The organism is Paraburkholderia bryophila (assembly GCF_013409255.1).
In the GTDB taxonomy this organism is placed as follows: domain Bacteria; phylum Pseudomonadota; class Gammaproteobacteria; order Burkholderiales; family Burkholderiaceae; genus Paraburkholderia.
This window is the reverse complement of record NZ_JACCAS010000002.1, coordinates 1,178,478-1,201,378: the sequence shown is the minus strand read 5'-3', so window position 1 is coordinate 1,201,378 and position 22,901 is coordinate 1,178,478. Positions and strand designations below refer to the sequence as shown.

Annotated in this window: 20 protein-coding genes and 1 pseudogene; 13 read left to right on the top strand and 8 right to left on the bottom strand. The window is 61.1% G+C overall.

Annotation, left to right across the window (positions count from 1 at the left end):
* Nucleotides 1-3 precede the first annotated feature (3 nt).
* Both GGD40_RS26555 and GGD40_RS26550 read right to left on the bottom strand, forming a co-directional pair.
* Nucleotides 4-912 (bottom strand): IclR family transcriptional regulator, encoded by a 909-nt coding sequence (locus GGD40_RS26555; RefSeq protein WP_179745652.1) that lies wholly within the window; start codon nucleotides 910-912, stop codon nucleotides 4-6.
* Nucleotides 909-1,760: an IclR family transcriptional regulator gene (locus GGD40_RS26550; protein ID WP_257030583.1), complete on the bottom strand. Its 852-nt coding sequence runs from the start codon at nucleotides 1,758-1,760 to the stop codon at nucleotides 909-911. The genes GGD40_RS26555 and GGD40_RS26550 overlap by 4 nt, the downstream gene beginning before the upstream one ends.
* Before the next feature lie 505 nt (nucleotides 1,761-2,265).
* On the opposite strand from GGD40_RS26550, the gene GGD40_RS26545 reads away from it, so the two are divergent.
* The 3 genes from GGD40_RS26545 (at nucleotide 2,266) to GGD40_RS26535 (ending at nucleotide 5,018) form a co-directional block, all read left to right on the top strand.
* On the top strand, nucleotides 2,266-2,994 hold the full coding sequence (locus GGD40_RS26545; RefSeq protein ID WP_179745650.1) for an acyltransferase family protein: 729 nt from the start codon (nucleotides 2,266-2,268) through the stop codon (nucleotides 2,992-2,994).
* A gap of 137 nt (nucleotides 2,995-3,131) precedes the next feature.
* Nucleotides 3,132-3,437, top strand: a complete 306-nt coding sequence (locus GGD40_RS26540; RefSeq protein WP_179745649.1) for an acyltransferase family protein — start codon at nucleotides 3,132-3,134, stop codon at nucleotides 3,435-3,437.
* A 297-nt stretch (nucleotides 3,438-3,734) separates the two neighbouring features.
* Nucleotides 3,735-5,018 (top strand): hypothetical protein, encoded by a 1,284-nt coding sequence (locus tag GGD40_RS26535; RefSeq protein ID WP_179745648.1) that lies wholly within the window; start codon nucleotides 3,735-3,737, stop codon nucleotides 5,016-5,018.
* Between the two features lie 89 nt (nucleotides 5,019-5,107).
* Here the strand turns inward: GGD40_RS26535 and GGD40_RS26530 are convergent, their stop codons facing one another.
* The gene (locus GGD40_RS26530) at nucleotides 5,108-6,202 is read right to left on the bottom strand and encodes a hybrid sensor histidine kinase/response regulator (RefSeq protein WP_179745647.1); all 1,095 of its coding nucleotides are present in this window, start codon (nucleotides 6,200-6,202) and stop codon (nucleotides 5,108-5,110) included.
* Between the two features lie 581 nt (nucleotides 6,203-6,783).
* Between GGD40_RS26530 and GGD40_RS26525 the strand changes: the two are divergent.
* The 6 genes and pseudogenes from GGD40_RS26525 to GGD40_RS26500 all read left to right on the top strand — a co-directional run.
* Nucleotides 6,784-6,897, top strand: a pseudogene (locus GGD40_RS26525) (IS6 family transposase); the annotation flags it as partial.
* Between the two features lie 334 nt (nucleotides 6,898-7,231).
* Entirely contained in the window at nucleotides 7,232-8,191 is a 960-nt protein-coding gene (locus GGD40_RS26520) for an MBL fold metallo-hydrolase (protein WP_035559951.1), read from the top strand.
* Between the two features lie 49 nt (nucleotides 8,192-8,240).
* Nucleotides 8,241-9,980, top strand: a complete 1,740-nt coding sequence (locus GGD40_RS26515) for an FAD-dependent oxidoreductase (RefSeq protein ID WP_179745646.1) — start codon at nucleotides 8,241-8,243, stop codon at nucleotides 9,978-9,980.
* Nucleotides 9,981-10,058: 78 nt separating this feature from the next.
* Nucleotides 10,059-10,295 (top strand): DUF2783 domain-containing protein, encoded by a 237-nt coding sequence (locus GGD40_RS26510; protein WP_179711625.1) that lies wholly within the window; start codon nucleotides 10,059-10,061, stop codon nucleotides 10,293-10,295.
* 67 nt (nucleotides 10,296-10,362) lie between these two features.
* Nucleotides 10,363-11,691, top strand: a complete 1,329-nt coding sequence (locus GGD40_RS26505) for an MFS transporter (RefSeq protein ID WP_179745645.1) — start codon at nucleotides 10,363-10,365, stop codon at nucleotides 11,689-11,691.
* Nucleotides 11,692-11,786: 95 nt separating this feature from the next.
* Complete coding sequence (locus GGD40_RS26500; protein ID WP_179745644.1) at nucleotides 11,787-12,488, top strand: 4'-phosphopantetheinyl transferase family protein; 702 nt, start codon at nucleotides 11,787-11,789, stop codon at nucleotides 12,486-12,488.
* Nucleotides 12,489-12,499: 11 nt separating this feature from the next.
* On the opposite strand, the gene GGD40_RS26495 is transcribed toward GGD40_RS26500, so the two are convergent.
* From GGD40_RS26495 to GGD40_RS26485, 3 genes are all read right to left on the bottom strand, one after another.
* On the bottom strand, nucleotides 12,500-13,318 hold the full coding sequence (locus GGD40_RS26495) for a hypothetical protein (protein ID WP_179745643.1): 819 nt from the start codon (nucleotides 13,316-13,318) through the stop codon (nucleotides 12,500-12,502).
* Between the two features lie 11 nt (nucleotides 13,319-13,329).
* Nucleotides 13,330-13,809, bottom strand: coding sequence for a hypothetical protein (locus tag GGD40_RS26490; RefSeq protein ID WP_035559925.1), 480 nt, complete (start codon nucleotides 13,807-13,809; stop codon nucleotides 13,330-13,332).
* Between the two features lie 133 nt (nucleotides 13,810-13,942).
* The gene (locus GGD40_RS26485; RefSeq protein WP_179745642.1) at nucleotides 13,943-14,596 is read right to left on the bottom strand and encodes a nitroreductase family protein; all 654 of its coding nucleotides are present in this window, start codon (nucleotides 14,594-14,596) and stop codon (nucleotides 13,943-13,945) included.
* 286 nt (nucleotides 14,597-14,882) lie between these two features.
* On the opposite strand from GGD40_RS26485, the gene GGD40_RS26480 reads away from it, so the two are divergent.
* Nucleotides 14,883-16,124 (top strand): YbfB/YjiJ family MFS transporter, encoded by a 1,242-nt coding sequence (locus GGD40_RS26480; RefSeq protein WP_179745641.1) that lies wholly within the window; start codon nucleotides 14,883-14,885, stop codon nucleotides 16,122-16,124.
* A 151-nt stretch (nucleotides 16,125-16,275) separates the two neighbouring features.
* Complete coding sequence (locus GGD40_RS26475; protein WP_179745640.1) at nucleotides 16,276-17,262, top strand: TauD/TfdA family dioxygenase; 987 nt, start codon at nucleotides 16,276-16,278, stop codon at nucleotides 17,260-17,262.
* A 70-nt stretch (nucleotides 17,263-17,332) separates the two neighbouring features.
* On the opposite strand, the gene GGD40_RS26470 is transcribed toward GGD40_RS26475, so the two are convergent.
* Together GGD40_RS26470 and GGD40_RS26465 are read right to left on the bottom strand one after the other, a co-directional pair.
* A complete protein-coding gene (locus tag GGD40_RS26470; RefSeq protein WP_035559916.1) occupies nucleotides 17,333-17,806 on the bottom strand; it encodes an Lrp/AsnC family transcriptional regulator in 474 nt (157 codons plus the stop codon).
* A 761-nt stretch (nucleotides 17,807-18,567) separates the two neighbouring features.
* Nucleotides 18,568-19,632, bottom strand: a complete 1,065-nt coding sequence (locus GGD40_RS26465) for a LacI family DNA-binding transcriptional regulator (RefSeq protein ID WP_179745639.1) — start codon at nucleotides 19,630-19,632, stop codon at nucleotides 18,568-18,570.
* A gap of 216 nt (nucleotides 19,633-19,848) precedes the next feature.
* Here GGD40_RS26465 and GGD40_RS26460 point away from each other — a divergent pair, with 216 nt between their 5' ends.
* Nucleotides 19,849-20,874 carry a TRAP transporter substrate-binding protein gene (locus GGD40_RS26460; protein WP_176060593.1) on the top strand — a complete coding sequence of 342 codons (1,026 nt, stop codon included), beginning with the start codon at nucleotides 19,849-19,851 and terminating at the stop codon, nucleotides 20,872-20,874.
* A 74-nt stretch (nucleotides 20,875-20,948) separates the two neighbouring features.
* A complete protein-coding gene (locus tag GGD40_RS26455) occupies nucleotides 20,949-22,835 on the top strand; it encodes a TRAP transporter large permease (RefSeq protein WP_179745638.1) in 1,887 nt (628 codons plus the stop codon).
* The last annotated feature ends 66 nt before the right edge of the window (nucleotides 22,836-22,901 follow it).

Here is a 22,901-nt window from a genome sequence, read left to right as displayed (position 1 = left end):
GCGTCACGCCCCGCTCGTCGCCGCCATCCACCCAAATCGCCGCGACAATCTCAGCGTCGCGGCGCGCAAAGTCTGCGCCGGGCCGCCCGTCAGATCGCTATCGAAGCTGCCGCTCGGTCCCATCAGCGCCAGTACGAGACAGATGCTGCCCGTGTGATCCAGCACCGGCGCGGCCAACGTATTGATGCCCGGCACAGGGCGGCTCAACGCAGTGTCGATACCGTCCGCGCGGATTTGCGCGAGGCGTTGCGCGTAGGCTTGAGTCAAAGGCGTTAGCGCAGAGGTCGCGCCGGCGTCTGCATCGACCGTCTTCGACACACCCGCTCCAACTCCGCGCGCTTTCGCCGCGAAAATATCCGCCGCGTCCGCCCCCGCCAACCGCAGATGATCCTGCGTCAGCAGACCGACGCGCACGTCGTCGGCGACATAAGCGGCGAACACGCGGCCAATCGCCGTATTCACCAGCGACATCACCGTGCCGACGCGCAAGCTCACATGCAGCGGCCGCGCCGATTCCTCCAGACGCACGACAGTCGGCCCAAGCGGTCCGAGCACCGCCATCGCGACGCTCATCGCCGTCGACGCCGCCAGCTCGACCACCTCGGGCTCCGCCTCGCGCGCCGGCGACAGGCGTTGCAAGCCGATCAACCCGAGTTCCAGCGCGAGCGGCCCGGCTTCGAAACAGCCCGACGCGTCGCGCTTGAGCAAGCCGATTTTCAGCAGACTCACCAGATGCGGAAACGCTTTGGCGGGCGGCATGCCGGCGGCCGCCGCAAGATCGCGCAAATTCAGCGGACGCGCCGCCGAGACCAGCGCCGCCAGCAACTCGCCGGTGCTGTCGAGCGACTGGATGCCGCGCTGCGGTTTTGCATCGGCGGAAGCGGCGAGAGAGGGGGCGAGAGAATCGGTCACGTGGCGGAAGAAGCTAACAGGGAAGGTGCAGCGGCGAGTTCGGCGCCAATGTCATGAGCCGCGGCGAGCAGCGCGCGGGCGATAGGACCGTCGGCGGCGACATCGATCGCGCCGGTCGAGCCGATCACTGTCAGCGCCAGCGACAAACCGCCGTCGCCATCGAGCACCGGCGCGCTCAAACTGCTGATGCCCGGACTCGGCGCATCCACGCTGCGTGCGAGACCGCGCGCGCGAATCTCGTTCAACGCGGCTTCGAACGCGGCGCTTTCGTCGGGCGGCGTCATCGCGCTCAACGCGCCAATTGCACCATTCGCCGCGCCCGACTGGTTCGCCCACATCGCGTCGAGCACTTCGCGCGGTAGGTAAGTGCAAAACACGCGTCCCGTCGAGGTAGCCGGCAGCGACATCACCGTGCCCACGTGCAAATTGACGTGCAGCGGAAACCCCGCGTGCTCATAGTGGACGATCGTTGGCCCTTGCGGCCCGGCAATACAGATCGCCACGCTGAAGCCGATCGCTTCGGCCAGCGCCGCGACGCGCGGCACGGCGGCGCGAAACGCCGGCTGGTTTTCCAGATGTAGCAGACCGAGCCGCAACGATAACGGCCCGGGTTCGTAGCGACCCGACAGGTCGTCGCGCTTGATCAGTCCCAGCCGACTCAAGCTCACCAGATAGGCGTGCGCCTGTCCCGGCGCGAGTTGCGCGGCCGTAGCGAGGTCCGACAACGCCAGCGGCGTGCGCGCCTGCGCGAGCGCCAGCAGCACGCGGCCGCCCACTTCCACGCTCTGAATGCCGCGCTGCGGCTTGCTGCCTGGCGCACTGTCGTCGCCGCCAGCGCCTTTGCCCATGGCCGGTTTCGCTGCTTTGCTCACCCTCGCGCCCGTCCGTAAAAAAGGGTCCATGTTAACCGATGGCCTTGCCGTAAGCCTAAGCGACGGCCGCATCGTCCTGTCTGGCTAAAAGTGCCCATCTCCCGAAATCAGAAAATCACCTTGCAGCCCTTGCCAGGGCTCTGTCAAGTTGACGGGCAGTAGACTGCCTGTATGGCTAACGAGTAGCTATCCTGATCAGATAACTTTCTCCACTGGTGACCATTTCATTACGCCGTTGGCGAGTATCGAAGCGCTGCGCTTCGAACGTGGCGTGATAACGCGGTTTTGATATTTTCTTCCCCCAATCCTACACAAGCACCTTATCGATGTGATTGCGCGAACGTTTTCGGTAACTTGACGTACATAAGCACACGCGTCCCCTCGCGTATCCTCGGAAACTAACAATGCGAAGTCAGCGAACAAGTCCTGTGCCCTGTCCGAGCGTGATCGAAATACTCAAATTACCAACGCAAGGAACGCGATGTCGACGAGGGCCAGGACCGATCTGTTGAGTGCCGGACGCGAAACGACTAACGCCGGACGGTACTCGTTTATCGATGTGCTCAGAGCATGTGCCGCCAGTGTCGTCCTTTTCCAGCACGGGGGCGAGGGTGCCGGCTGGTTTTCTCCCGATGTTGGATTTGGCCCCTGGATCAACTTCGGTCAAGTCGGCGTTCTGACCTTTTTCCTGGTGAGTGGGTTCGTGATTCCGCTTAGCCTCGAGCGGGCCGGGTCTATCAAGACGTTCTGGAAGCACCGGCTATTTCGAATTTATCCGCTATATGTGGCGGTACTTGCTTACGAAATATTCGCATATTTTTGTGGTTATGGAAGCAGTGCGACTTCTTCTGTTAAAAATTGGCCATTTTTTCTAACATCGCATTTGTTGCTGGTTCAGGAGTACATACGCCAGCCACATTTTGTCGGGCAATCCTGGACGTTGTCCCTGGAGTTTGCATGGTATGGATTGCTCTCGCTTGCATTGCTCACGAAACTAAATAAGAAAAGCATACTCATTACGGCCGTCGCGATCATAGGCCTGCTTTCACTTTCGACTCTTTCGTTAACAATGCATGTCCGGATTCCGATCGGGAGATTCGGAATCATGGCGTCATGCGTCGCGGGCCTGCTTTTCTATCGACTTCATAATAAAGAGCTTCAGCCGCGCGTATCTGGCGCATATTTGTATTGCTGTTGTTGTCGATCATAGCCGCTTTGGTTCCGGCGTTATATGTGGCATTGGGGATATACGATCATGCTGATGTTCCGTTCAGAGTGGTACTGATTTCGTGGTCTCTCGCATACACCATATTCACTACCTGCTACGTTCTGCGCGGGAAGCGACTAATGCAATTGCGCCCGCTGATGACGCTCGGGACTATCAGCTACTCTGTATATCTGATACCGCCGATCAATCAGGATTTGATAAAGATGGCGGGATTTAGTGGCGTGGAATACATTCTCCTTCTTGTCCCTCTGCCGATAGCATGCGCTCATCTCACATATCGCTATATTGAGCGACCGGCGATTGCTTACTCGAAGATCGGCAATACGGGACAGAAGCGGTCGCAGGGAAGCGAGGTCCCCGGGGCGCTACCGGCCAACAAGGATGGCGGGGTTACGACGTTGAAGGCTGAGCAGGAAAAAGTATAGGACGTTGGCGGTCCCGTATTGATATGGTAGGGCTATGGAGCAGCGCTCGGGACCACGCGCCTCGAAGTATGGGGCGCGTCCGCTCTGACGGCCATGGTGCACGTCCGATGAGTCGGACTTGATATCGTTATCTTTGACTGGGTTTTTACGGTTTCATGTTTTTCGGACAACAAATGCGAAGAGTTCTAATGCCAGTGTGCCCTGGCGCCGGGTTGGCGGCAGTGTGGCCAGTTGGGCGCGAGCAGGCTAGCAAACATTGCTGTCGTGTCGCTGGAATCCGCACTCAGGGACGCAACCATGCGGATTCCAGCGCTCGCCATGTCTGAACGCATTTCGCTGATAAATAGGCCGGACGCAATAAGCAGTCTTTGGGTCCTGACGTTCTTTTCCGCGATCGCCGGTGATGTGATGTTTGGCATGATTCGTTACTACACGTCCATACTCGGCGTACCTCAAATTGCCTATCTGCCGAAAGTGATGATGCTGATTTGCGTCATTATTATCATTGTGCGGCGGCCAAACGTTTACCACTTTCTGTCAGCGTTATATCTGGCGGTAGAGGCGTGCGTGTCACTGTCCAATGGTGCGAGCCTTGCAGCCGTGGGATTCTGGATGTGGTTGATCCTGCCATTGATCTTTACCGTGCTCGCTCCCAGGCAATCGCTCGAAATCCTCGAGGAGCCGCGCGCATGGATCGCGTTCTTATCGCTCACCGCGCTATGTATGGTCGGTGTATTTGTGAACTATTTCTATCCGCTGCCATGGATCGGGAAAAGTCTGGACATAGGTGGATTTGATGTGCAGGCAGCCGCTGCATCGTACGTCGGCACGGTGCAGCGGCTGCCAGGGTTTGGACGCGATAGCGCAGCAACGGGGCTCATGATCGGCACGCTGATTATCTGGGTATTGCCTAGACTCCGCTCGTATGCGGTTGCGTCAATCATGCTCGCCGCCGCGGCACTCGCGATCTGGGCAACCACCAACAAGACGACGCTCATCTCGCTCGTAGTTCTGCTCGCGATATGGCAACTCGGTAGTTCGGGCGCGATTAAAAAAGCATGCATGTGGGTGCTAGCGTTGACCACGGTACTTCCGTTCGCGGGGCTGGTCGCTACCGAGGCAATCAACCACATCGTCGTGGGAACCGGATTGCTTGCATCGATGCAGGACAGGTTCGTCAACACGTGGCCACTGCTGCTGAACGCTATGCTTCGCGAAAATCTCATCGGGTTGGGAATCGGCCCCGGTGGATTCGGCTCGTTGACTGGCCACTACCAGAGCGCCTTCGGTTTCAATGTTGGCTACTCGGACAACATGGTGCTCTATCTTGTTGCCAATTTCGGCATCATTGGTGGGATTCTGTTCATGCTGTTGATGGCGCAGTTTGTGTTCTCAAGCAGACGGGAAGACAAACGTGTCTGGCTGATGCTGTTGTTTCTGTTGCTCAGCGGTATTACGACCGATATATACGAATCGATCGGTTGCCTTCTTTTTCTCGGAGTCACGATCAAATCGATAGCGACCGGCGCGACGTTCGGCGTGGCGGGAGGCACCCGAACGAGGTTGGAAAATGTCCGATAAGATTATTAAAATTCAAAAAATTCTGCGTTATTCCCGGAAAAATCACCGTGCGTAGAAATTTTCATAAATATTCGTCAACCTGGCGATAATCAGTCGGCCAGATGACGCGAAACCTGATCGTCTTCAGGAAATAGCACACCGATTCTGAAACCGCGCAACGTGCGATCCATGATTACCCGGCCGCGATGTTTGTTCGCAACGACATTGACAAAGGTAAGCCCCAGTCCGAATCCGTCGACCCAATTCATCGCGTCGGCGGGTAGTCTGACGAAACGTTCGGCGGCGCGATCGATGTCCCTCATGGGAATGCCGGCGCCCGCGTCCTCCACCCCAAGCAGAACACCATTCTCGGTCCGTGAGAGGATGCATCGCGCTTCCGAGTCGCGCGGCCCGTACTTCAAAGCGTTATCGATCAGATTGAGCGCGAGGCGCGTCAGCAGCAGCGGGTCCGCAAAATACTTCAACGGAGCCTCGGGAGCATCGACAATGATCCGGCATCCCATCGCAACCGACTTTTCCCACATCTGATCCACCGCGATTACCAGCAAATCGCACAGATCCACGATCTCGAACTGGTGCGACTCGGCCTGCGCGCGCGCCAGATACGTAAATCCTTCGGCCAGCTTGAGCGCAGTGCGGGCATGGGCGGCGACACGTCCGAGAATCGGCGGGAGCTCGCCGTATTCCAGGCGATACATGTCGAGCAGCGTGAGAATCGCATTCTGAGGCACACGCATGTCATGCGACAGGAAATCGAGCGCGTCGTTGCGCTGACGCCGATGCACATAAGAATTTGAGTGATAGCGAATGCGCGCAATCAGTTCGATAGGATCGGGCAGCTTGACGAGATAGTCGTTGGCGCCGGCAAGGAACGCCGCGTTCTTGATAGTCGGCAGGGCCTTCGTCGACAGCACGACGACCGGCACGTTCGCGGTGTCGGCGTGGCTGCGATAGGCGCGTACAAGATCCAGCCCGTCGACGCCCGGCATGATGAGATCCTGGAGAATGACTGTCGGATTGATCCGGCAAGCCATCGCGACGGCCTCGTTCGCGTCAGTGCAAACATGCAGGCGAATATCCGGCTCACACTCCAGCACGCGGCCAACGACCTCGCCGACAATGGGTTGATCATCGACTAACAGGACCGTTGCGGTGGGCGGAATGGAGGAGTGGTGAGTAGTCATCGATCAAACGTCATCGGATGGTTTGCTCTGTTAGCTACGCTCGGCAGCGAGAATAGGATGGCTGGAGAAATCAACGCTCAAATGAACGGCACTCACCTGGCCCGCATGTCCGTCGAGATGCGGGTTAAACGGAAAGACATTGCAATTGATGACACGGAATTACAACAGGGACACGAATTCGGCGCGCCGGGAACGCGATCTGCACGGCGACTCATAGTCGATCCACGTTTACGACGCTATCGAAGTGACGGGATATTCTGGACTGACTGCAATACGGTAAATATCGAATACTTACCTTAAAAATTCGCAATACGCGTATGAATGTCGTCTTAATAATAGTGAATTGCATGCATAAAATTAAATTCGAATCGGCCCGTAAGTATTTCGTAAATGATTCGATGTCTCATCGTTTAACAACATTTTACAGATGGCACATCTTTTAAAGAAGACAGCGGGCAGACGCAATATGTTAAACATAGTCAATTTTCACGATCACGACTTGGCACTGGAATCGACGCATGAAGGTCAGAACACAGGGCACCCCGGACTGGCACGCATCAATGCCCCCTCACGGCTCTGTCAAGTTCAGCCTGAGCCTGCGTGACATTGAGGCGTTGTTGCTCGAACGAGGTGTCGTAGTCACGTACGAAACGATCCGTTGCTGGTGTGACAAGTTCGGCGCTGCATTCGCGCAGTGCGTCAGAGCGGCGGCACGCGTGAACAATCGTGCCGGGAACAGCCACCAGCCGACCCGCACAGAGCGTTGCCAAGGGCTGCAGGTGATTTTCTGATTTCGGGGGATGGGCACTTTTAGCCTGTCTCGATCTTAGGCTCTCGTAAATTTGCGTATAGCGATGCATTTCGCTATTGACAAATAAACTCGCGCGGCCATAAGATGCATTCACCCCGACACACCGGCGCAGTCACAGAGTCAAAACGGGGCGAGACAATCCTCCAATACCGTCAGCCCGCGCATTCCGTGCGCAGCCGGCCGTCTCGCCTCACGTCCAACTTTTGAGGGAGACAAGCATGGCAAAGGCATTCGCATCCCAGGCCGATCTGGAAGTCAAGAAAGTCACGTGGACGAAGTTGTCCGAGAACGCCTACGCGTACACCGCGGAAGGCGATCCGAACTCGGGCGTGATCATCGGCGACGACGGCGTGCTGATCGTCGACACCACCGCCACGCCGGCCATGGCGCAAGACCTCATCGCGAAGATCCGCAGCGTTACCGATAAACCGATCAAATACGTCGTGCTGTCGCATTACCACGCAGTGCGCGTGCTCGGCGCGTCGGCGTATTTCGAGGAAGGCGCGCAACAGGTGATCGCGAGCCGCGGCACCTACGAGATGATCGTCGAGCGCGGCGAAGCGGACATGAAATCGGAAATCGAACGCTTCCCGCGTCTGTTTGCCGGTGTCGAAACCGTGCCGGGCCTGACGTGGCCGACGCTGGTGTTCGAGAAGGAAATGACGCTGTTTCTCGGCAAGCTCGAAGTGCGTATTGCGCATCTCGGCGCCGGTCACACGAAGGGCGACACGGTCGTGTGGCTGCCGTCGCAGAAGGTGCTGTTCTCCGGCGACCTGGTCGAGTACGACGCGGCGTGTTATTGCGGCGACGCCCAGCTCGAACAGTGGCCCGCCACGCTCGAAGCGCTGCGCGCGTTGCAGGCCGACAAGCTGGTGCCGGGCCGTGGCCCCGCGCTGACCACGCCGGAAGACGTCAACAAGGGTCTCGACTACACGAAAGACTTCGTCACCACGCTGCTGCAGCAAGGTCGCGAAGCCGTCGAACAGAAACTCGATCTGAAGGCCGCGATGGCGCACACGCGTAAGGCAATGGACCCGAAGTTCGGCCACGTGTTCATCTACGAGCATTGCCTGCCGTTCGACGTGTCGCGCGCATTCGACGAAGCGAGCGGCATCACGCATCCGCGTATCTGGACCGCGCAACGCGACAAGGACATGTGGGACGCGCTGCAAGCCTGATCCCCACCGTGCTATAGCGACGCCGAGAAGAGCAGGACGGAGACATAAGATGAGCATCAACTACCAGACGCTGTCGTTCGACTACCAGCCGTGCCGTGAACAAAGCGCGCACGGCGGCGCGGAGCAGGCGGCTTATCCGGTGATCGTGGTCGGTGCGGGCCCTGTCGGCCTCGCCACCGCGATCGATATCGCGCAGCAGGGCGTACCGGTCGTGCTGGTCGACGACGACTGTTCGTTGTCCACCGGCTCGCGGGCAATCTGCTTTTCGAAGCGTTCGCTCGATATTTTCGATCGCCTGGGTTGCGGCCAGCGGATGGTGGAGAAGGGCATCAGCTGGAACGTCGGCAAGGTGTTTCTGAAAGACGAACTGGTCTACACCTTCAACCTGCAGCCGGAAGCGGGTCACAACCGGCCCGCGTTTATCAATCTGCAGCAGTATTACGTCGAAGGTTTTCTGCTCGAACGTGCGCAGGCAATGCCGAATCTCGAGATCCGCTGGAAGAGCAAAGTGGTCGGCGTGCAGCAGAACGGCGCACCGGGCACGCACGACGCCAGCGTGACGTTGACGGTCGATACCCCCGAAGGGCAGTACCCGTTGCGCGGCCGCTTTGTGGTCGCCGCCGACGGCTCGCGCAGCCCCATGCGCACGCTGATGGGACTCGACAGCAAGGGCGTCACGTTCAAGGATCGTTTCCTGATTGCCGATGTGAAGATGGAAGCGGACTTTCCAACCGAGCGCTGGTTCTGGTTCGATCCGCCGTTTCATCCGAATCAATCGGTGTTGCTGCATCGTCAGCCGGACAACGTGTGGCGGATCGATTTCCAGTTGGGCTGGGACGCCGATCCGGTACTCGAAAAAACCCCGGAGCGTGTGATTCCGCGCGTGCGCGCGTTGCTCGGCGCGGACGCGAAGTTCGAACTGGAATGGGTCAGCGTCTATACGTTTTCGTGTTTGCGCATGGAGCGCTTCCGGCACGGCAACGTGCTGTTCGCGGGCGACTCCGCGCACGGCGTGTCGCCGTTCGGCGCACGCGGCGCGAATAGCGGCGTGCAGGACGCGGAAAATCTCGCATGGAAGCTGGCGATGGTGCTCGAAGGCAACGCGTCCGACGCGCTGCTCGACACCTACGCGAGCGAACGCGAATTCGCCGCCGATGAAAACATCCGCAACTCCACCCGCTCCACCGATTTCATCACGCCGAAGAGCCCCGTGAGCCGTGTGTTCCGCGATGCGGTGCTGAAGCTCTCGCGGCAACATCCGTTTGCGCGGCAATTGGCGAATAGCGGGCGCCTGTCGGTGCCGGCGGTGTTGCGCGATTCGCCGCTCAATACCGCGGACGGCGATCGCTTCGAAGGGGCGATGGTGCCGGGCGCATCGTGCGTCGATGCGCCGGTTCTGGTGGCCGCGCAACCGGCCTGGCTGTTGCAGCAACTCGGTCAGCAGTTCACCGGCGTGTTGTTCTGCGGCGAGCAAGGTGTCGATCAGGCGACTCGCGCCGCGCTGGATGCGCTGAACGTTGGGCCGATTCCGTTGAGGCTTGTCGTGGTGACGAGCGGTGATCTGCAGGCGGCTGTTCTGGCATCCGCGTCGATTTCTGTTTCGCATTCGGCGAGTGTGAAAGTCGCTCACGACGCCGAAGGTCACGCGAACGCACGCTACGACGCCAAACCCGGCACGTTCTATCTGATCCGGCCGGACCAGCATGTGTGTGCGCGTTGGCGGCAGCTCGATGCGGACGCGGTCACGCAGGCGTTGAAACGCGCGTTGTGCGTCGAAGGGACGGCCTGAAACCTGGACCGAAGACTCAGGCACGCGGAGCACTGGCGACAACCGCAAGGTATCGGCAAAAAATAGCAGGAGACAGACATGACACTGAACACGCAACCGAATCTCACGCGTCCCGACGATTTCTACGAAGCGCTGATCGACATGCATCGCGATCTCGACGAGGCGCAGAGCCAGTCGGCCAATGCGCAACTGATCCTGCTGCTCGCCAACCATATCGGCGATCACGCGACGCTGCTCGACGCCATGCAGCATGCGCGCGACGGGGTCATCGACGTTTCAGCGCGAGACACGCAGACGCATTCGCTCGCGGCTTAAAAAAGCAGCGTTAAAAGCAGAGCAAGCACGCGCGTAGCCATTCGAGCCGCGCGTTTGGAGATAATCGATGAGCCAATCCCTCGCCCCCGCGCTCGAGCCGGGCGCCTCCGCTGTCGCACACGAGGACCTGTTATATCGCAAGGTCTCGCTGCGGATCATTCCGTTTCTGTTTCTCTGTTACGTGGTGTCGTTTCTCGACCGCATCAATATCGGCTTCGCGCAATTGCAGATGAAGCACGACCTCGGTTTCAGCGACGCCATGTATGGTCTCGGCGCGGCGGTTTTCTACGTCGGCTATGTGATCTGTGAAGTGCCGAGCAATATGCTTCTGGCGCGCTTCGGTGCGCGCCGCACGTTCACGCGGATCATGCTGCTGTGGGGCATAGCGTCGGTCGGCATGATGCTGGTGTCGAAGCCCACGCACTTCTATCTGCTGCGCTTCATGCTCGGCGTGTTCGAAGCGGGTTTCTTTCCCGGCATCGTGTTGTATCTGACGTACTGGTATCCGGCGCGGCGGCGCGCGGCCGTGCTGTCGATCTTTTTCGCGGGCGTCGCGGTGGCGGGCGTGCTCGGCGGTCTCGTATCCGGCTGGATCATGCGCGACATGGGCGGCGTGCTGGGCCTGTTCGGCTGGCAGTGGATGTTCGTGATCGAAGGCGCGCCCGCGATCGTGCTCGGTCTGCTCGCCGCGTTCTATCTGGTGGACGGTCCGCAACACGCCAGTTGGCTGAGCGCCGACGAAAAAGCGCAACTGATCGCGCAACGTGATGAAGGCCGCCGAGCTTCGTCGGACGCGCATTCGTCGCGTTCATTTCTGCATGCGTTGCGCAATCCGCGCGTCTATCTGTTCGCGTTCATCTACTTCTCGCTGACCTGCGCCTCGCTGACGCTGAACTTCTGGATGCCGTTGATGATCCGCGACTTCGGCGTGCATGACGTGGTGGCGATCAGCCTGTACACCGTGATTCCGAATGCAATCGGTGCGGTCGGATTGATTCTGATTGCGCGTCATTCGGATCGCCGCGGCGAACGCCGTCGACACTTTGCCTTCTGCACGATTGGCGGTGGCGTGGCGCTCTCGCTGCTGACGCTGCATCTGAGCAGCTTTCCCGCCATGCTCGCGATTCTTTCGCTGGCCGCGGTGCTGATTTTTGCGGCGCTGCCGATCTTCTGGACGGTGCCATCGGGTTATCTGTCCGGCACGGCCGCTGCGGCGGGGATCGCGTTGATCAGCAGCATCGGCATTACGAGCGGCATTGTGAGTCCGTGGGTGATCGGATTGATCAAGACGCACACCGGCAGTATGGATAACGCGCTGTATCTGCTGAGCGTGTTGCTGTTCGTCAGCGGCGTAGCGTTGTTGCTCGGCGTGCCGAAGGACATGAAGCGCATCTGAAGGACAAGATGGAGTCGGGCGTGATATCGGGTAGAGTCGCGAATGTTCTTTTCGTGTTCCTTTCCTACCGTGCGTAGATCGTCCGAGTCTTTACGATGCATTCCATCGCCCCTGTTCTTTTGCTGCACGCCGGTCCGTCCGATATCTCGTTGTGGCGGATCGATTTTCCTTTCGACGCGTCGCTGAGCGACGCGACCGTGTTCGCCTCCCTCAGCGACGACGAGCGAGCCCGCGCCCGCAGATTTCTCCACCATGAGGACACAGTGCGTTTCGCGAGCGTGCGCGCTGCGCTGCGTGAACTGCTCGCGCAGCGTCTTGGCATCGCCGCTCACACCGTGCGTTTTGCTCAGGACGCAAACGGTCGTCCACATCTGGCGGATTCGGCTGGGTTCGATTTCAACGTATCGCATGCGGGTGCGCATGGATTGATTGCGATGTCGCCGGTTCGGCGCGTCGGCGTCGATATCGAACAGCATCGCGATGGGTTCGATTGGCGTTCGATTGCGGCGTTGACGCTTGACCCCACCGAAGTGGCGTGGCTCGAAAGCCGCGCTGCTACGCAGCAGACCGCTGCGTTTTACGCAGCCTGGGTGGCGAAGGAAGCGCTCGTCAAGACAACGGGCGCAGGCATCTCGCGTGGTTTGCCGCACCTGACGGTGCTGCCGCGCGAAGGTAGCCGAGTGACGTTAAGCAATCGGATTCCGGACGATATGCGCGAAATCGCCGCGCAGTGGATCGAAGCGCCTGACGGCTATTCGGCGTGCGTGGCGTGGTCGACCACCCCCTTCGCGCGATAGACGTTGGCCGGCTACGTGTTGACTTCGCCGATCGCCAGAGACTTCGGCCAACCGAACGTATGCACTTGCGTAACCGGCTGCGCGAGCGCCACCGCCGCGCGAATCTTGCCGCCCATCGGCAGATCGAACACATGGCAGCGGCCATGCTCCGCGAGGTCGAATGCGCAACTCGCGGTGTCGCTCAACAGCAGATCCACGTCGATATCCACCGGCGCGTAACGCAGTGCATTACAGAGGCTGCCGTAACGTGCACGCCGGCGCGCGCCTTCCGGCGTCTCGTCGGCACTTGCGCCGGGCGACGGCACGATCACGCTTAAGCCCAGCGTGGCCGATGCAACGCCGACCACGATCCAGATACCGCCGTAAGCGATGTCGATCGTAATGCCGCGGCCGTCATGTGGATGGCGTGCGCGCAGTTTCTCGTTGCCGTCGTCTTGCAGATCGACGTCGCGTGGCGCGCAGTCGAACAGATTCGCGACGATCCAGCGCACCACCACGCGCGCGCTGACAAAGCGCTTGCGCAACGCGGCGTTCGGATGCAATCGCGCACGTTCGCGCTCGGTCTTCGACAGCCAGCCGTCGCCCTCCTGCACCGGCACCGGCAACCATTCGCAGCGAAATCGCCACAGATGCAACTCGCCCGTGCGCGGCACGGTGACGCCACGCGGATAGTGGCGCGTGAGTGAGTGAGCAGAGAAAACGGGCGGCGTGGCAGTGACGATAGCGTGCGCGATTCGGGCGATGTTCGCCGCGGGTTCGGCCGCACGCACGTCGCCGCTGTCGCGCACGCGCGAGGACGTCGGCGCAGCCAGGTCTAATTCCAGTGACATGGGCTGCGTCCTCAATGCATGTAGGTCACGCGACGCGCTTGCACGTCGAGTTCCATACCGGCGTCCAGCAGATCGATCGCAAACCAGCGGATCAGCTTCAACACGCCGCTGACCGCGGGCGAGGGCAGCCACTCGCTCAACATGCGCAACGCGGCGCCGCTATGCGTTTTTTGCAGCAACGCGATGGTCTGCAAAATGACGGCTTCGTCCTTGCCGAGATCGCTGGCGCAACGGCAGCGCATGTCGAGCGGACGATACGACACGTGCATGAGCGAACGCATCAGCAAATCGAAATGTTCTATGCCGTCCTGTCGCAAGCCGACACCGCTCAGAATGTCGCGCCATTGCACGCCGCCGCGTGCCGATTCGCAGGCCGGCCGCAGCCAGGTGCGAACGGCGCTGAGAACGGTGCGCTCGGGCGCGTCGGTGGTATCGGTCGGATGATCGTCGATCAGTTCGGGACGGCTGCTGTAGTGAGAGCGGAAGTTCATCGAGGCTCCTGAATGGACACGGTCCATGAGTCGCGCCGGCCGGATTGAGTAGCTGCCGCGTCGCAGGCCAGCGCTTGTCGCTTGCGACGCAAGGGCGATGACGCAACGTGTGCGTCAATGGCTTGCATTGGTTTCAGGCGGGTTGCGATGGCAACCATTCACGCACGTGCTCACTGCGCGACGGCCGCACCGGGGCCTGGCCGGGCGTTTTCGCGGTGCCCACGAACAGAAAGCCGAGCAGACGCTCGTTCGATGCGAAGCCCAGCGCGTCGCGCAGACGCGTTTCATAACTGTCCGGTCCCGTGGCCCAGAAACCGCCGTAGCCGAGCGCGTGAATCGCGTTGAGCAGGTTCATCGTCGCCGCGCCGGCGGCCAGCAGTTGCTCGATCTCCGGCACTTTCGGATGCGCCGACACGGCCGCGCCGAGTGCGATCACGAGCGGCGCCGCGAAGGCCTTTTGCCGCCGATGCGCGTGCGCGGAGCGCGGTTCCTCGGGTGAACGCGCGCTGGCCAGATCGACCAGCAGGTCGCCGAGCGCACCGCGTGCTTCGCCGCGAATCGTGACGAAGCGCCATGGCCGCAGATTGCCGTGATCGGGCGCGCGCAACGCGGCGTCGAAGATCAGATCGAGTTCGGCGTCGGCTGGGCCGGGTTCGGTGAGCGGCCATTGCGATTGACGCGACAGCAGCACCTCAAGTGCTGCCGATGCATGGGGCTTGGCGGTTGCGCCGGGTTTCGCGATCGCGGAAGGGGCAGATTCGAGGCGGCTGATATCTAGCGTGGTCATGGCGTGTATTCGACTGAAGGTATGGGTTGAATCATGGGCTAATTATCTAGTAAATGCAAATCATTCGCATTTAGTCTTGGGTGTCAGTCCTGATAGTTGTTGGCTTCGGGCTTGTCCGATAAGCCATTCGCGGCTGAACGTCGAGCCCAAGGGGATGGGGCAGCGGTTCGTAAAAAGCAACTAACTGTCAGCCCCTCCCGGCGTCCCCGGATATGATGGCGAGTTGCCGTAATCAGTGTTTACGGCTCCACCGGTCTGCAGCATCCTTGCCCACTTCCGCCCGCCCATGCCGACAAAATCACTCGACGCCGCCGTGCCCGCCACGGACTCCGAAGCGGCGCACCGTCTCCCGACCCTGATGCTTGCCGCCGCGCTCTCGCTAGGCAGCGCGATCGCGTTGGGACTCGCGCGCTTCGCTTACGCGCTGCTATTGCCGTCGATGAAGCTCGACCTCGGCTGGAGCTTCGCGCAGGCCGGCGCGATGAACACCGCCAACGCACTGGGCTATCTGCTCGGCGCGCTGGCATTCCCGCCGCTCGCGCGTCGCTGGTCGTCGGGTGTCTTGTTTGGTGTCGGCTGCGCGGCCACGACCCTGCTCGTGGCCGTCAGCGGCCTGCTCGCGGACACGCATTCGCTGCTTGCGTTGCGGGTGATCACCGGGGCGACCAGCGCGGCGATTTTCATCAGCGGCGGCGTGCTGGCGGCGCGCCTGGCGTCGGCGAGACCGCATGACGCCGGCCTCGTGCTCGGGCTGTATTACGGCGGCACGGGATGGGGCATCGTGGCGTCGTCGGTGCTGGTGCCGCTGACGATCGTCAACGTTGCGCACGGCTGGCAGTTCGCGTGGTTCGCGCTGGCCGTCGCGTGTGCGGCGTTCGCCGCCGTGGCGATTCAGGCGGCGCGCAAGATCGAGCGCGTGCATCCCGCCGCCCATCCGGCGACGCGCGCAACCGCGAACGCCGAGGCGCCGCGTTGGCCGCGTTTCAGCCTCGCATTGGCGGGCTATGGCCTGTTCGGCGTCGGTTACATCGGCTATATGACATTCATCGTGGCGCTGCTGCGTAACGCCGGCATGAGCGCGGTCGTCGTCACGGGGTTTTATCTGCTGCTCGGCGTGGCGACGGTGATGTCGGCGCGCGTATGGTCCAGCCTGCTCGACCGTATGCGCGGCGGTCAGGCGCTCGCGGTGCTCAACGCGTTGCTCGCCATCGCCACCTTGCTCCCCGCGCTGTTCACGCAACCGTGGGTGGCGTTCGTGTCCGGCGTGCTGTTCGGCGCGACGTTCCTGTCGGCCGTCGCGTCGACCACCGCGTTCGTGCGCCACAACCTGCCCGCGAGCCACTGGGCCAAAGGCATCAGCGCGTTCACGATCGTCTTCGCGTTCGGGCAGATTGTCGGGCCGATGGTGATCGGCTGGGTCTCGGACGGCGCCGGTCTCGCGCGCGGACTGGTGTATTCCGCACTGCTGCTCGCGGCCGGCGCGGTGCTGGCCGCGTGTCAGAAGCCGTTGCGCGCCACTATCAAATGAGAATCATTATCAGTATCATCGCAAAATTAGATTTACCACCGGGTTGCGTTCGCTGAGTCATCTGGGAGCTGCACCGAATCGACTTATGCGCGCGTCGGTCGGTGCGCTTCGCAGCGCGAATCCACTCACTCAATTCTGTCAGGAGCCACGTATGTCGAATGACATCCGGGAAGCACCCGCTGAGATCCAGCTCGCCGATACCGTGTTCCAGAGAGGCCGCACGCGTTTGCCGGTCATGAACGCACCCGCCGACGCCAGCGACATTCTCGATCGCGGCTGGCACGCTTCAATCCAAAAGCATCTCGCCCGCGACGGCGGTGTGTTGCTGCGCGGATTCGCCGACATGAGCATCGAACGCTTTCACGAATTCGCCAAGAGCTTCGGCTCGCCGCTGCTGTCGTACGAGTTCGGTTCGACGCCGCGCAGCGAAGTGACGAAGGGTGTCTATTCGTCGACCGACTATCCCGCGCATCAGTGGATTCCGCAGCACAACGAGCAGGCGTACACGACGAACTGGCCGATGAAGATCTGGTTCTACTGCGACATCGCGCCTGGCGATCGCGGCGAGACGCCGGTGGCCGATGCGCGTGCCGTGTATCAGGGTATCGATCCCGCACTGCGCGAACACTTCGCGAGTCGCAAGCTGATGTACGTGCGCAACTACGGCGGTGGACTCGATCTGTCGTGGCAGCAGGTCTTCAACACCGAAGACACGGCGGTCGCCGAAGCCTATTGCCGCGCGCATCAGATCGAATGGGAGTGGAAAGAGGACGGCGATCTGCGCACCCGGCAGATTTGCCAGGCGGTCGCGCGGCATCCGCGTACTGGCGAGGACGTGTGGTTCAACCAGGCGCATCTGTTCCACGTGTCGTCGCTGGAAGACGCGACGCGCGAAGCGCTGCTCGACCTCGTCGAAGAAGAAGATTTGCCGCGCAATGTGTACTACGGCGACGGCACGCCGATCGCCGACGCCGAGCTCGATAGCGTGCGCGCGGTGTACGACGCGCATCGACTCGATTTCGCGTGGCAACGCGGCGACGTGATGATGCTCGACAACATGCTGCTGACGCACGGCCGCGCGCCGTTTTCGGGGCCGCGGAGAATCGTCGTGGCGATGGCGGAAGCGCACGGCGCGTGAGCGCGGGGCACGGTCGCAGCGATCTGCTTAAAGTGCTGACGAAGCCGACGAAGCGCGGCGCAGCAACCCGCTACACCGCAATCGACGGAATGCTCTTCATGCAGCGCAGCGCGAACATCGAACGGCTATGCCGGATGCCGGCAATCTTGTAGAGCTTCTCGCGCAGAAAGCGCTCGTAACCCGCGGTGCCGTCCACCGCCACCTTGACCAGATAGTCGTAGTCGCCCGACACCAGATACGCCTCGAGCACTTCCGATAGCGTCGCGAGTTCGGCGCCGAAGCGGGCGAGGGCGTCGTCGTCGTGACGGTCGAGCGTGACTTCCAGCAACACCACATCTGCGAAACCGAGCTTTTGCTGATCGAGCAAAGCGACATAGCCGCGGATGTACCCCTCCGTTTCCAACTGACGCGTGCGATTCCAGCACGCGGTGGTCGACATGCCGACCAGCTCGGCCAGTTCCGCGTTGCTCAGACGCGCGTTTTTTTGCAACTCGCGCATGATCTTGCGATCCTGGTTGTCGAGTGGGCGATTTCGGGTTGTCATGGAGTTATCGGAAGACTGTTCTGTGAAATTATATTTTATCGGAATATTGTCCTGACATGGCGGCTCAGGCGCAGGGCTTTAAGAAGCCTATCCAGCCTGCCTCCGGGTATATTTTCAGGGTGCATTCATGCCCGGGACAACCGCCCGGGCCGCGGGCTTCGCGCCCACGGCCTCGTTCAGCCACAAGCTGTTATCCGGTGTCTCGCTGCCTTCCCAGCAAGAAGGCAGCACGCGGGCGAATTCCGGCGTCAACCGCGCCGGAAGGCGCGCTCGCCGGGCATGGACGCATGTTCCCAACCGAATGCCTGGTGGGGGTGGCATCGACGGCGCTGTTCTCGACACATCGTCTGCGGACGGTTTTACAACGGCCGAAACGACTGCGCGCCGTGAATCGTTTGATCTGAACTTTGCTGGTCGGAATGGGCGCGTTGATGGCGACGGTGCGCTGAGCGCGGCACGACATCTACGCGCGTGCCGGATGCGCCAAAGGCGACCCCGCAAATCGCGGGCGTCGCCCTTCACGAGTCAGCGCGCCAGGCGCTGAGAGACGTTGCTGAGGATCAGTGAAAAATCAGGTACAGGATGACCAGTACGATCAGCGGGACGCCAAGAAGCCAGCCGAGAAGATAAGGCATGATGTGATCTCCTTTTGTATCGAAGTTTGAATACGAAGGTGATTGAGCATCCCGCGTGCCTGACCTGATACAACCCTGCGTTTGACGGTGCCGGCCTTGCTGGCGTTGCTTCTCCCAGCCGCTAGGTCAAGGCAAGTTCTCCCGCAGAACAATACTGAATTGCACCGGCTTCACGTCGTGCATCGCCTCGCGTTTCTCTCGTACGTTGCGGAAAATCCGCAGACAATTCCCCACCATCGACTGCGGGGTTTGCGTAATCAACGCGTCCATCGTCCCATCGATCAACAACGCGCGCGTATCCGGCGTCAAGCCATGACCGACGAACAGAATCTTCTGTTCAGAACGCGCTTCGACAATCGCACGCGCGACGCCGTCCGACCCACCGCCGCTGTTATAAATGCCCGCGAGATCGGGATGCTGCTCCAGCAGCTTGCGCGTCTGCATATAGTTGCGCTCGCTATCGTCGTGTCCCTCACGCAGTCCGATCACGCGTACCTGAGGAAACGTCGATTCGATCAGATGCAGAAAGCCGATCTCGCGCTCTTCGTGCCCGCGATAGTTGAGACTGCCCGCGAGCATCGCGATCTTGCCGCTCGGTCTCGGCCCCATGAAACGCCCCAGCAACAGCGCCGCGGTGCGCCCGGCCGAGCGGTTGTCGATACCCACATAAGCCAGTCGTCGCGCGTTCGATAAATCCGAAATCAGCGTGATGGCAGGCACGCCCTGATCCGCGAGCGTATTCACTGCGTCGCGCACCTGCGGATGTTCGAGCGCCATGAACACCACGCCATCCGCGCGCTGTCCGTAATGCAACAGACGGTCGGCCAGTTCCTTCGGATTAAAACTCTCCACATAGTGCACTCGGCATTTCATATCGAGCGCGTTCCACTGATCGTGCGCGAAGTCGATGTAGTCGCCGAGCATGTGCAGGTAACGATTGGTGCCGGCGGGCAGCAGAAACGCTATTCGCATGGGCTTCGATGCCGTGACGGCGGGCGCATTGGGCGTGAGCAGATAGCCGAGTTGCGCGGCCGCTTGCAGCACACGTTGCGCAGTGACGGCGCGCACGTTCTCGCGACCGTTCAGCACGCGATCCACCGTGGCGGTGGAGACCCCGGCGGCACGCGCGATATCGGGAATGCGCGCGCGTGCGGCGAAGTTAGCGTCAACGCCAGGAAGTGGTTCGGACATGGCAGTCCTTCAGTGAGAGGTCAATCAAAAACCATCAAGTTCGCGGTTTGACAGCGCTTACCGCGCACGCCTAGTCTTGCAGCTATCACGCAACGACAGAACGCCGCCGACCCGAAATCAAAGCGTAGTCCGTCATGCCAATAACGGTTGCCGTGAACGATGATGGTTTTTGATGGATTCGACCGTCACATCAATTATAAGCAAGGAGACGCTCAAATGACCAACCTCGCGAGACGCACCGTACTGCGCGCCGCAGCCGCCGTACCGCTAGCCAGCGCACTGGGTTTTCCGGCGATCGTGCGCGCGGCGTCCGGCCCGGAATTCGTGTTCAAGTACGGCAACAATCTGCCGCTCACGCATCCTCTGAACGTGCGCTCGCAGGAGGCCGCCAATCAGATCCGCGAGGCGTCGAAGGGGCGCATGGAGATCCGGATATTCCCTAACAACCAGTTGGGCGGCGACACCGACATGCTCGCGCAGGTGCGCAGCGGCGGCATCGAAATGTTCACGCCGTCGGCGCTGGTGGTGTCGACGCTCGCGCCGTCCGTCGCGATCAATGCCGTCGGCTTTGCGTTCAGCGACTACAACCAGGTGTGGAGCGCGATGGACGGCAAACTCGGCGCGTACGTGCGCGCGGCGATGCAGAAGGCCGGCCTCGAGTCGTTCGAAAAGATGTGGGACAACGGCTTTCGTCAGACGACCACGAGCACCGGGCCGATCACGAGTGCGCAAAACATGCACGGTCTGAAGATTCGCGTGCCGGTGAGCCCGCTCAGTATCGACATGTTCAAGGGTCTCGGCGCGTCGCCCACCAGCCTGCAATTCAGCGAAGTCTATTCGTCGCTGCAAACGCATATCGTCGATGCGCAGGAAAACCCGCTGCCGATCGTGCAAGTCGCGAAACTCTACGAAGTGCAGAAGTACTGTTCGTTGACCAATCACATGTGGGACGGCTACTGGTTCGTGCTGAACCCGCGCGCTTGGCAGCGCTTGCCGAAAGACCTGCAAGGCATTGCGAGCGACGCGTTCAATCAGTCGGCGCTCCGCCAGCGCGAGGACGTGCGCAAGCTTAATGACGCGGCCGTCGCGGATCTGCAAAGCAAGGGCCTCGCGATCAATCGTCCGGCGCCCGATACGTTTCGTGCCGCATTGCGCCAGGCGGGTTTTTACGCCGAGTGGAAAGGCAAATTCGGCGATCAGGCGTGGGACCTGCTCGAACAGTCGGTCGGCAAGCTGGCCTGAACGCGCGTGCTGCAAACCGATGAGCACCCAGTGACAAGACGAAGCGCGGCGAGCACCCGCGAGGAGGCGCAAGGATGTCGAATCACGCGTTGAACCCAGTGGAAGCGCACGTACCGTTGCACGCGGCGAGCGCGCCGCGCCGCTGGTTGCGAAGCTTCGATCGCGGTTTGATCGCGCTCGTCGAAGTCTGTGCGGCCGCGCTGCTGGCGATGGAAATCGTCGTCATGCTCGCGGGCGTGGTGTGGCGCTACGTGCTGCATCAGCCGCTCGTCTGGTCGGACGAACTCGCGGGCATTCTGTTTCTGTGGCTCGCCATGCTCGGCGCCGTGCTGGCGTTGCGACGCGGCGAACATATGCGGATGACGGCGCTGGTCAGCCGCTTGTCGCCGTCGCGGCGCGCATTCGTCGATACGCTGGCGATCGCGGCGTCGGTTGCGTTGCTGGCGCTATTGATCGCACCGGCCTATGACTACGCGTCCGGCGAGGCCGCGATCGTGACGCCCGCTTTGCAGATCAGCAACGCGTGGCGCGCGCTCGCGTTGCCCATCGGCGCGGCGCTCATGCTGCTGGTCGGCCTGCTTCGTCTCGCGCAGCTGAGTCGAATGCGCGACGTACTCATCGTGCTCGCCATCGCGGCGGTGCTTGGCGCGGTGGCGGTGTTCGCCGGCCCGTGGTTCCAGACCCTGGGCAAGACCAACCTCGTGATTTTTTTCGTCGGCGTCGTGGCGATCGGGATTTTCTCGGGTGTGCCGATCGGGTTCTCCTTCGCGCTTGCCACCTTCGGCTATCTCGGTCTCTCGACCTTTACGCCGCTCGAAGTGATGGTCGGCCGCATGGACGAGGGCATGTCGCATCTCGTGTTGCTGGCGGTGCCGCTGTTTGTGTTTCTCGGCCTGCTGATCGAAATGACCGGCATGGCGCGCGCGATGATCGAATTCCTCGCGAGCCTCGTCGGTCATGTGCATGGCGGGTTGTCGTTCGTGCTGATCGGCGCGATGTATCTGGTGTCCGGCATCTCCGGTTCGAAAGTGGCGGACATGGCGGCGATCGCGCCGGTGCTGTTCCCCGAGATGAAAAAACGCGGCGCCTCCGAAGGCGATCTGGTCGCGCTGCTCGCCACGACCGGCGCACAAAGCGAAACGATTCCACCCAGCATCGTGTTGATCACGATCGGCTCGGTCACTGGTTTGTCGATCTCGGCGCTGTTCACGGCGGGCATGCTGCCGGGTGCGGTGCTCGCGCTGATTCTGTGCGCCGTGGTGTGGTGGCGTTACCGCAAGGAAGATCTGAGCGGCGCGCAGCGGTTCACGCGGGTGCAGATTGGGCGGCTGTTCCTTGTGTCGTTGCCGGCGCTGGCGTTGCCGTTCGTGATTCGCATGGCGGTGGTGGAAGGTATTGCGACCGCAACCGAGGTGTCGACCATCGGCATTGCCTATTCGATGCTGGTCGGCGTGCTGATCTATCGCCGGTTCGAATGGCGGCGGCTTGGCCGCATGCTGGTGGACGCCGCAACTTTGTCGGGGGCGATTCTGTTCATCATCGGATGCGCGACCGCGATGGCGTGGGCGCTCACGCAATCCGGCTTTTCGCAGGACCTCGCGCAATGGATGGGCGCCATGCCCGGCGGCGCGTACGGTTTTCTCGCGGTGTCGATCGTCGTGTTCGTGATGCTCGGCAGCGTGCTTGAAGGGATTCCCGCGATTGTGCTGTTCGGGCCGCTGCTGTTCCCGATCGCGCGGCTCGCCGGGGTCAACGAGGTGCACTACGCGATCGTCGTGATTCTGTCGATGGGCGTGGGCCTGTTTTCCCCGCCGTTCGGCGTCGGTTATTACTCGGCGTGCGCGATCAGCAAGGTCAATCCCGACACAGGCATTCGTCCGATTGTCGGCTATATGGGCGCACTAATCGTCGGCTTGATTCTGGTCGCGGCGATTCCCTGGATATCGATCGGGTTTCTCTAAGTTTTCTCTACACGTTCGACCTACGGGCGCTGCGTCGATCGCCGCGCCGGGGTGTCGCTCGTCTTT

What these genes read in the sequence shown, in the direction of transcription:
- GGD40_RS26550 (WP_257030583.1), bottom strand. Translation starts at nt 1,760, where the DNA reads ATGGGCAAAGGCGCTGGCGGCGACGACAGTGCGCCAGGCAGCAAGCCG.
- GGD40_RS26545 (WP_179745650.1), top strand. Translation starts at nt 2,266, where the DNA reads ATGTCGACGAGGGCCAGGACCGATCTGTTGAGTGCCGGACGCGAAACG.
- GGD40_RS26540 (WP_179745649.1), top strand. Translation starts at nt 3,132, where the DNA reads ATGCAATTGCGCCCGCTGATGACGCTCGGGACTATCAGCTACTCTGTA.
- GGD40_RS26535 (WP_179745648.1), top strand. Translation starts at nt 3,735, where the DNA reads ATGCGGATTCCAGCGCTCGCCATGTCTGAACGCATTTCGCTGATAAAT.
- GGD40_RS26530 (WP_179745647.1), bottom strand. Translation starts at nt 6,202, where the DNA reads ATGACTACTCACCACTCCTCCATTCCGCCCACCGCAACGGTCCTGTTA.
- GGD40_RS26520 (WP_035559951.1), top strand. Translation starts at nt 7,232, where the DNA reads ATGGCAAAGGCATTCGCATCCCAGGCCGATCTGGAAGTCAAGAAAGTC.
- GGD40_RS26515 (WP_179745646.1), top strand. Translation starts at nt 8,241, where the DNA reads ATGAGCATCAACTACCAGACGCTGTCGTTCGACTACCAGCCGTGCCGT.
- GGD40_RS26510 (WP_179711625.1), top strand. Translation starts at nt 10,059, where the DNA reads ATGACACTGAACACGCAACCGAATCTCACGCGTCCCGACGATTTCTAC.
- GGD40_RS26505 (WP_179745645.1), top strand. Translation starts at nt 10,363, where the DNA reads ATGAGCCAATCCCTCGCCCCCGCGCTCGAGCCGGGCGCCTCCGCTGTC.
- GGD40_RS26500 (WP_179745644.1), top strand. Translation starts at nt 11,787, where the DNA reads ATGCATTCCATCGCCCCTGTTCTTTTGCTGCACGCCGGTCCGTCCGAT.
- GGD40_RS26495 (WP_179745643.1), bottom strand. Translation starts at nt 13,318, where the DNA reads ATGTCACTGGAATTAGACCTGGCTGCGCCGACGTCCTCGCGCGTGCGC.
- GGD40_RS26490 (WP_035559925.1), bottom strand. Translation starts at nt 13,809, where the DNA reads ATGAACTTCCGCTCTCACTACAGCAGCCGTCCCGAACTGATCGACGAT.
- GGD40_RS26485 (WP_179745642.1), bottom strand. Translation starts at nt 14,596, where the DNA reads ATGACCACGCTAGATATCAGCCGCCTCGAATCTGCCCCTTCCGCGATC.
- GGD40_RS26480 (WP_179745641.1), top strand. Translation starts at nt 14,883, where the DNA reads ATGCCGACAAAATCACTCGACGCCGCCGTGCCCGCCACGGACTCCGAA.
- GGD40_RS26475 (WP_179745640.1), top strand. Translation starts at nt 16,276, where the DNA reads ATGTCGAATGACATCCGGGAAGCACCCGCTGAGATCCAGCTCGCCGAT.
- GGD40_RS26470 (WP_035559916.1), bottom strand. Translation starts at nt 17,806, where the DNA reads ATGACAACCCGAAATCGCCCACTCGACAACCAGGATCGCAAGATCATG.
- GGD40_RS26465 (WP_179745639.1), bottom strand. Translation starts at nt 19,632, where the DNA reads ATGTCCGAACCACTTCCTGGCGTTGACGCTAACTTCGCCGCACGCGCG.
- GGD40_RS26460 (WP_176060593.1), top strand. Translation starts at nt 19,849, where the DNA reads ATGACCAACCTCGCGAGACGCACCGTACTGCGCGCCGCAGCCGCCGTA.
- GGD40_RS26455 (WP_179745638.1), top strand. Translation starts at nt 20,949, where the DNA reads ATGTCGAATCACGCGTTGAACCCAGTGGAAGCGCACGTACCGTTGCAC.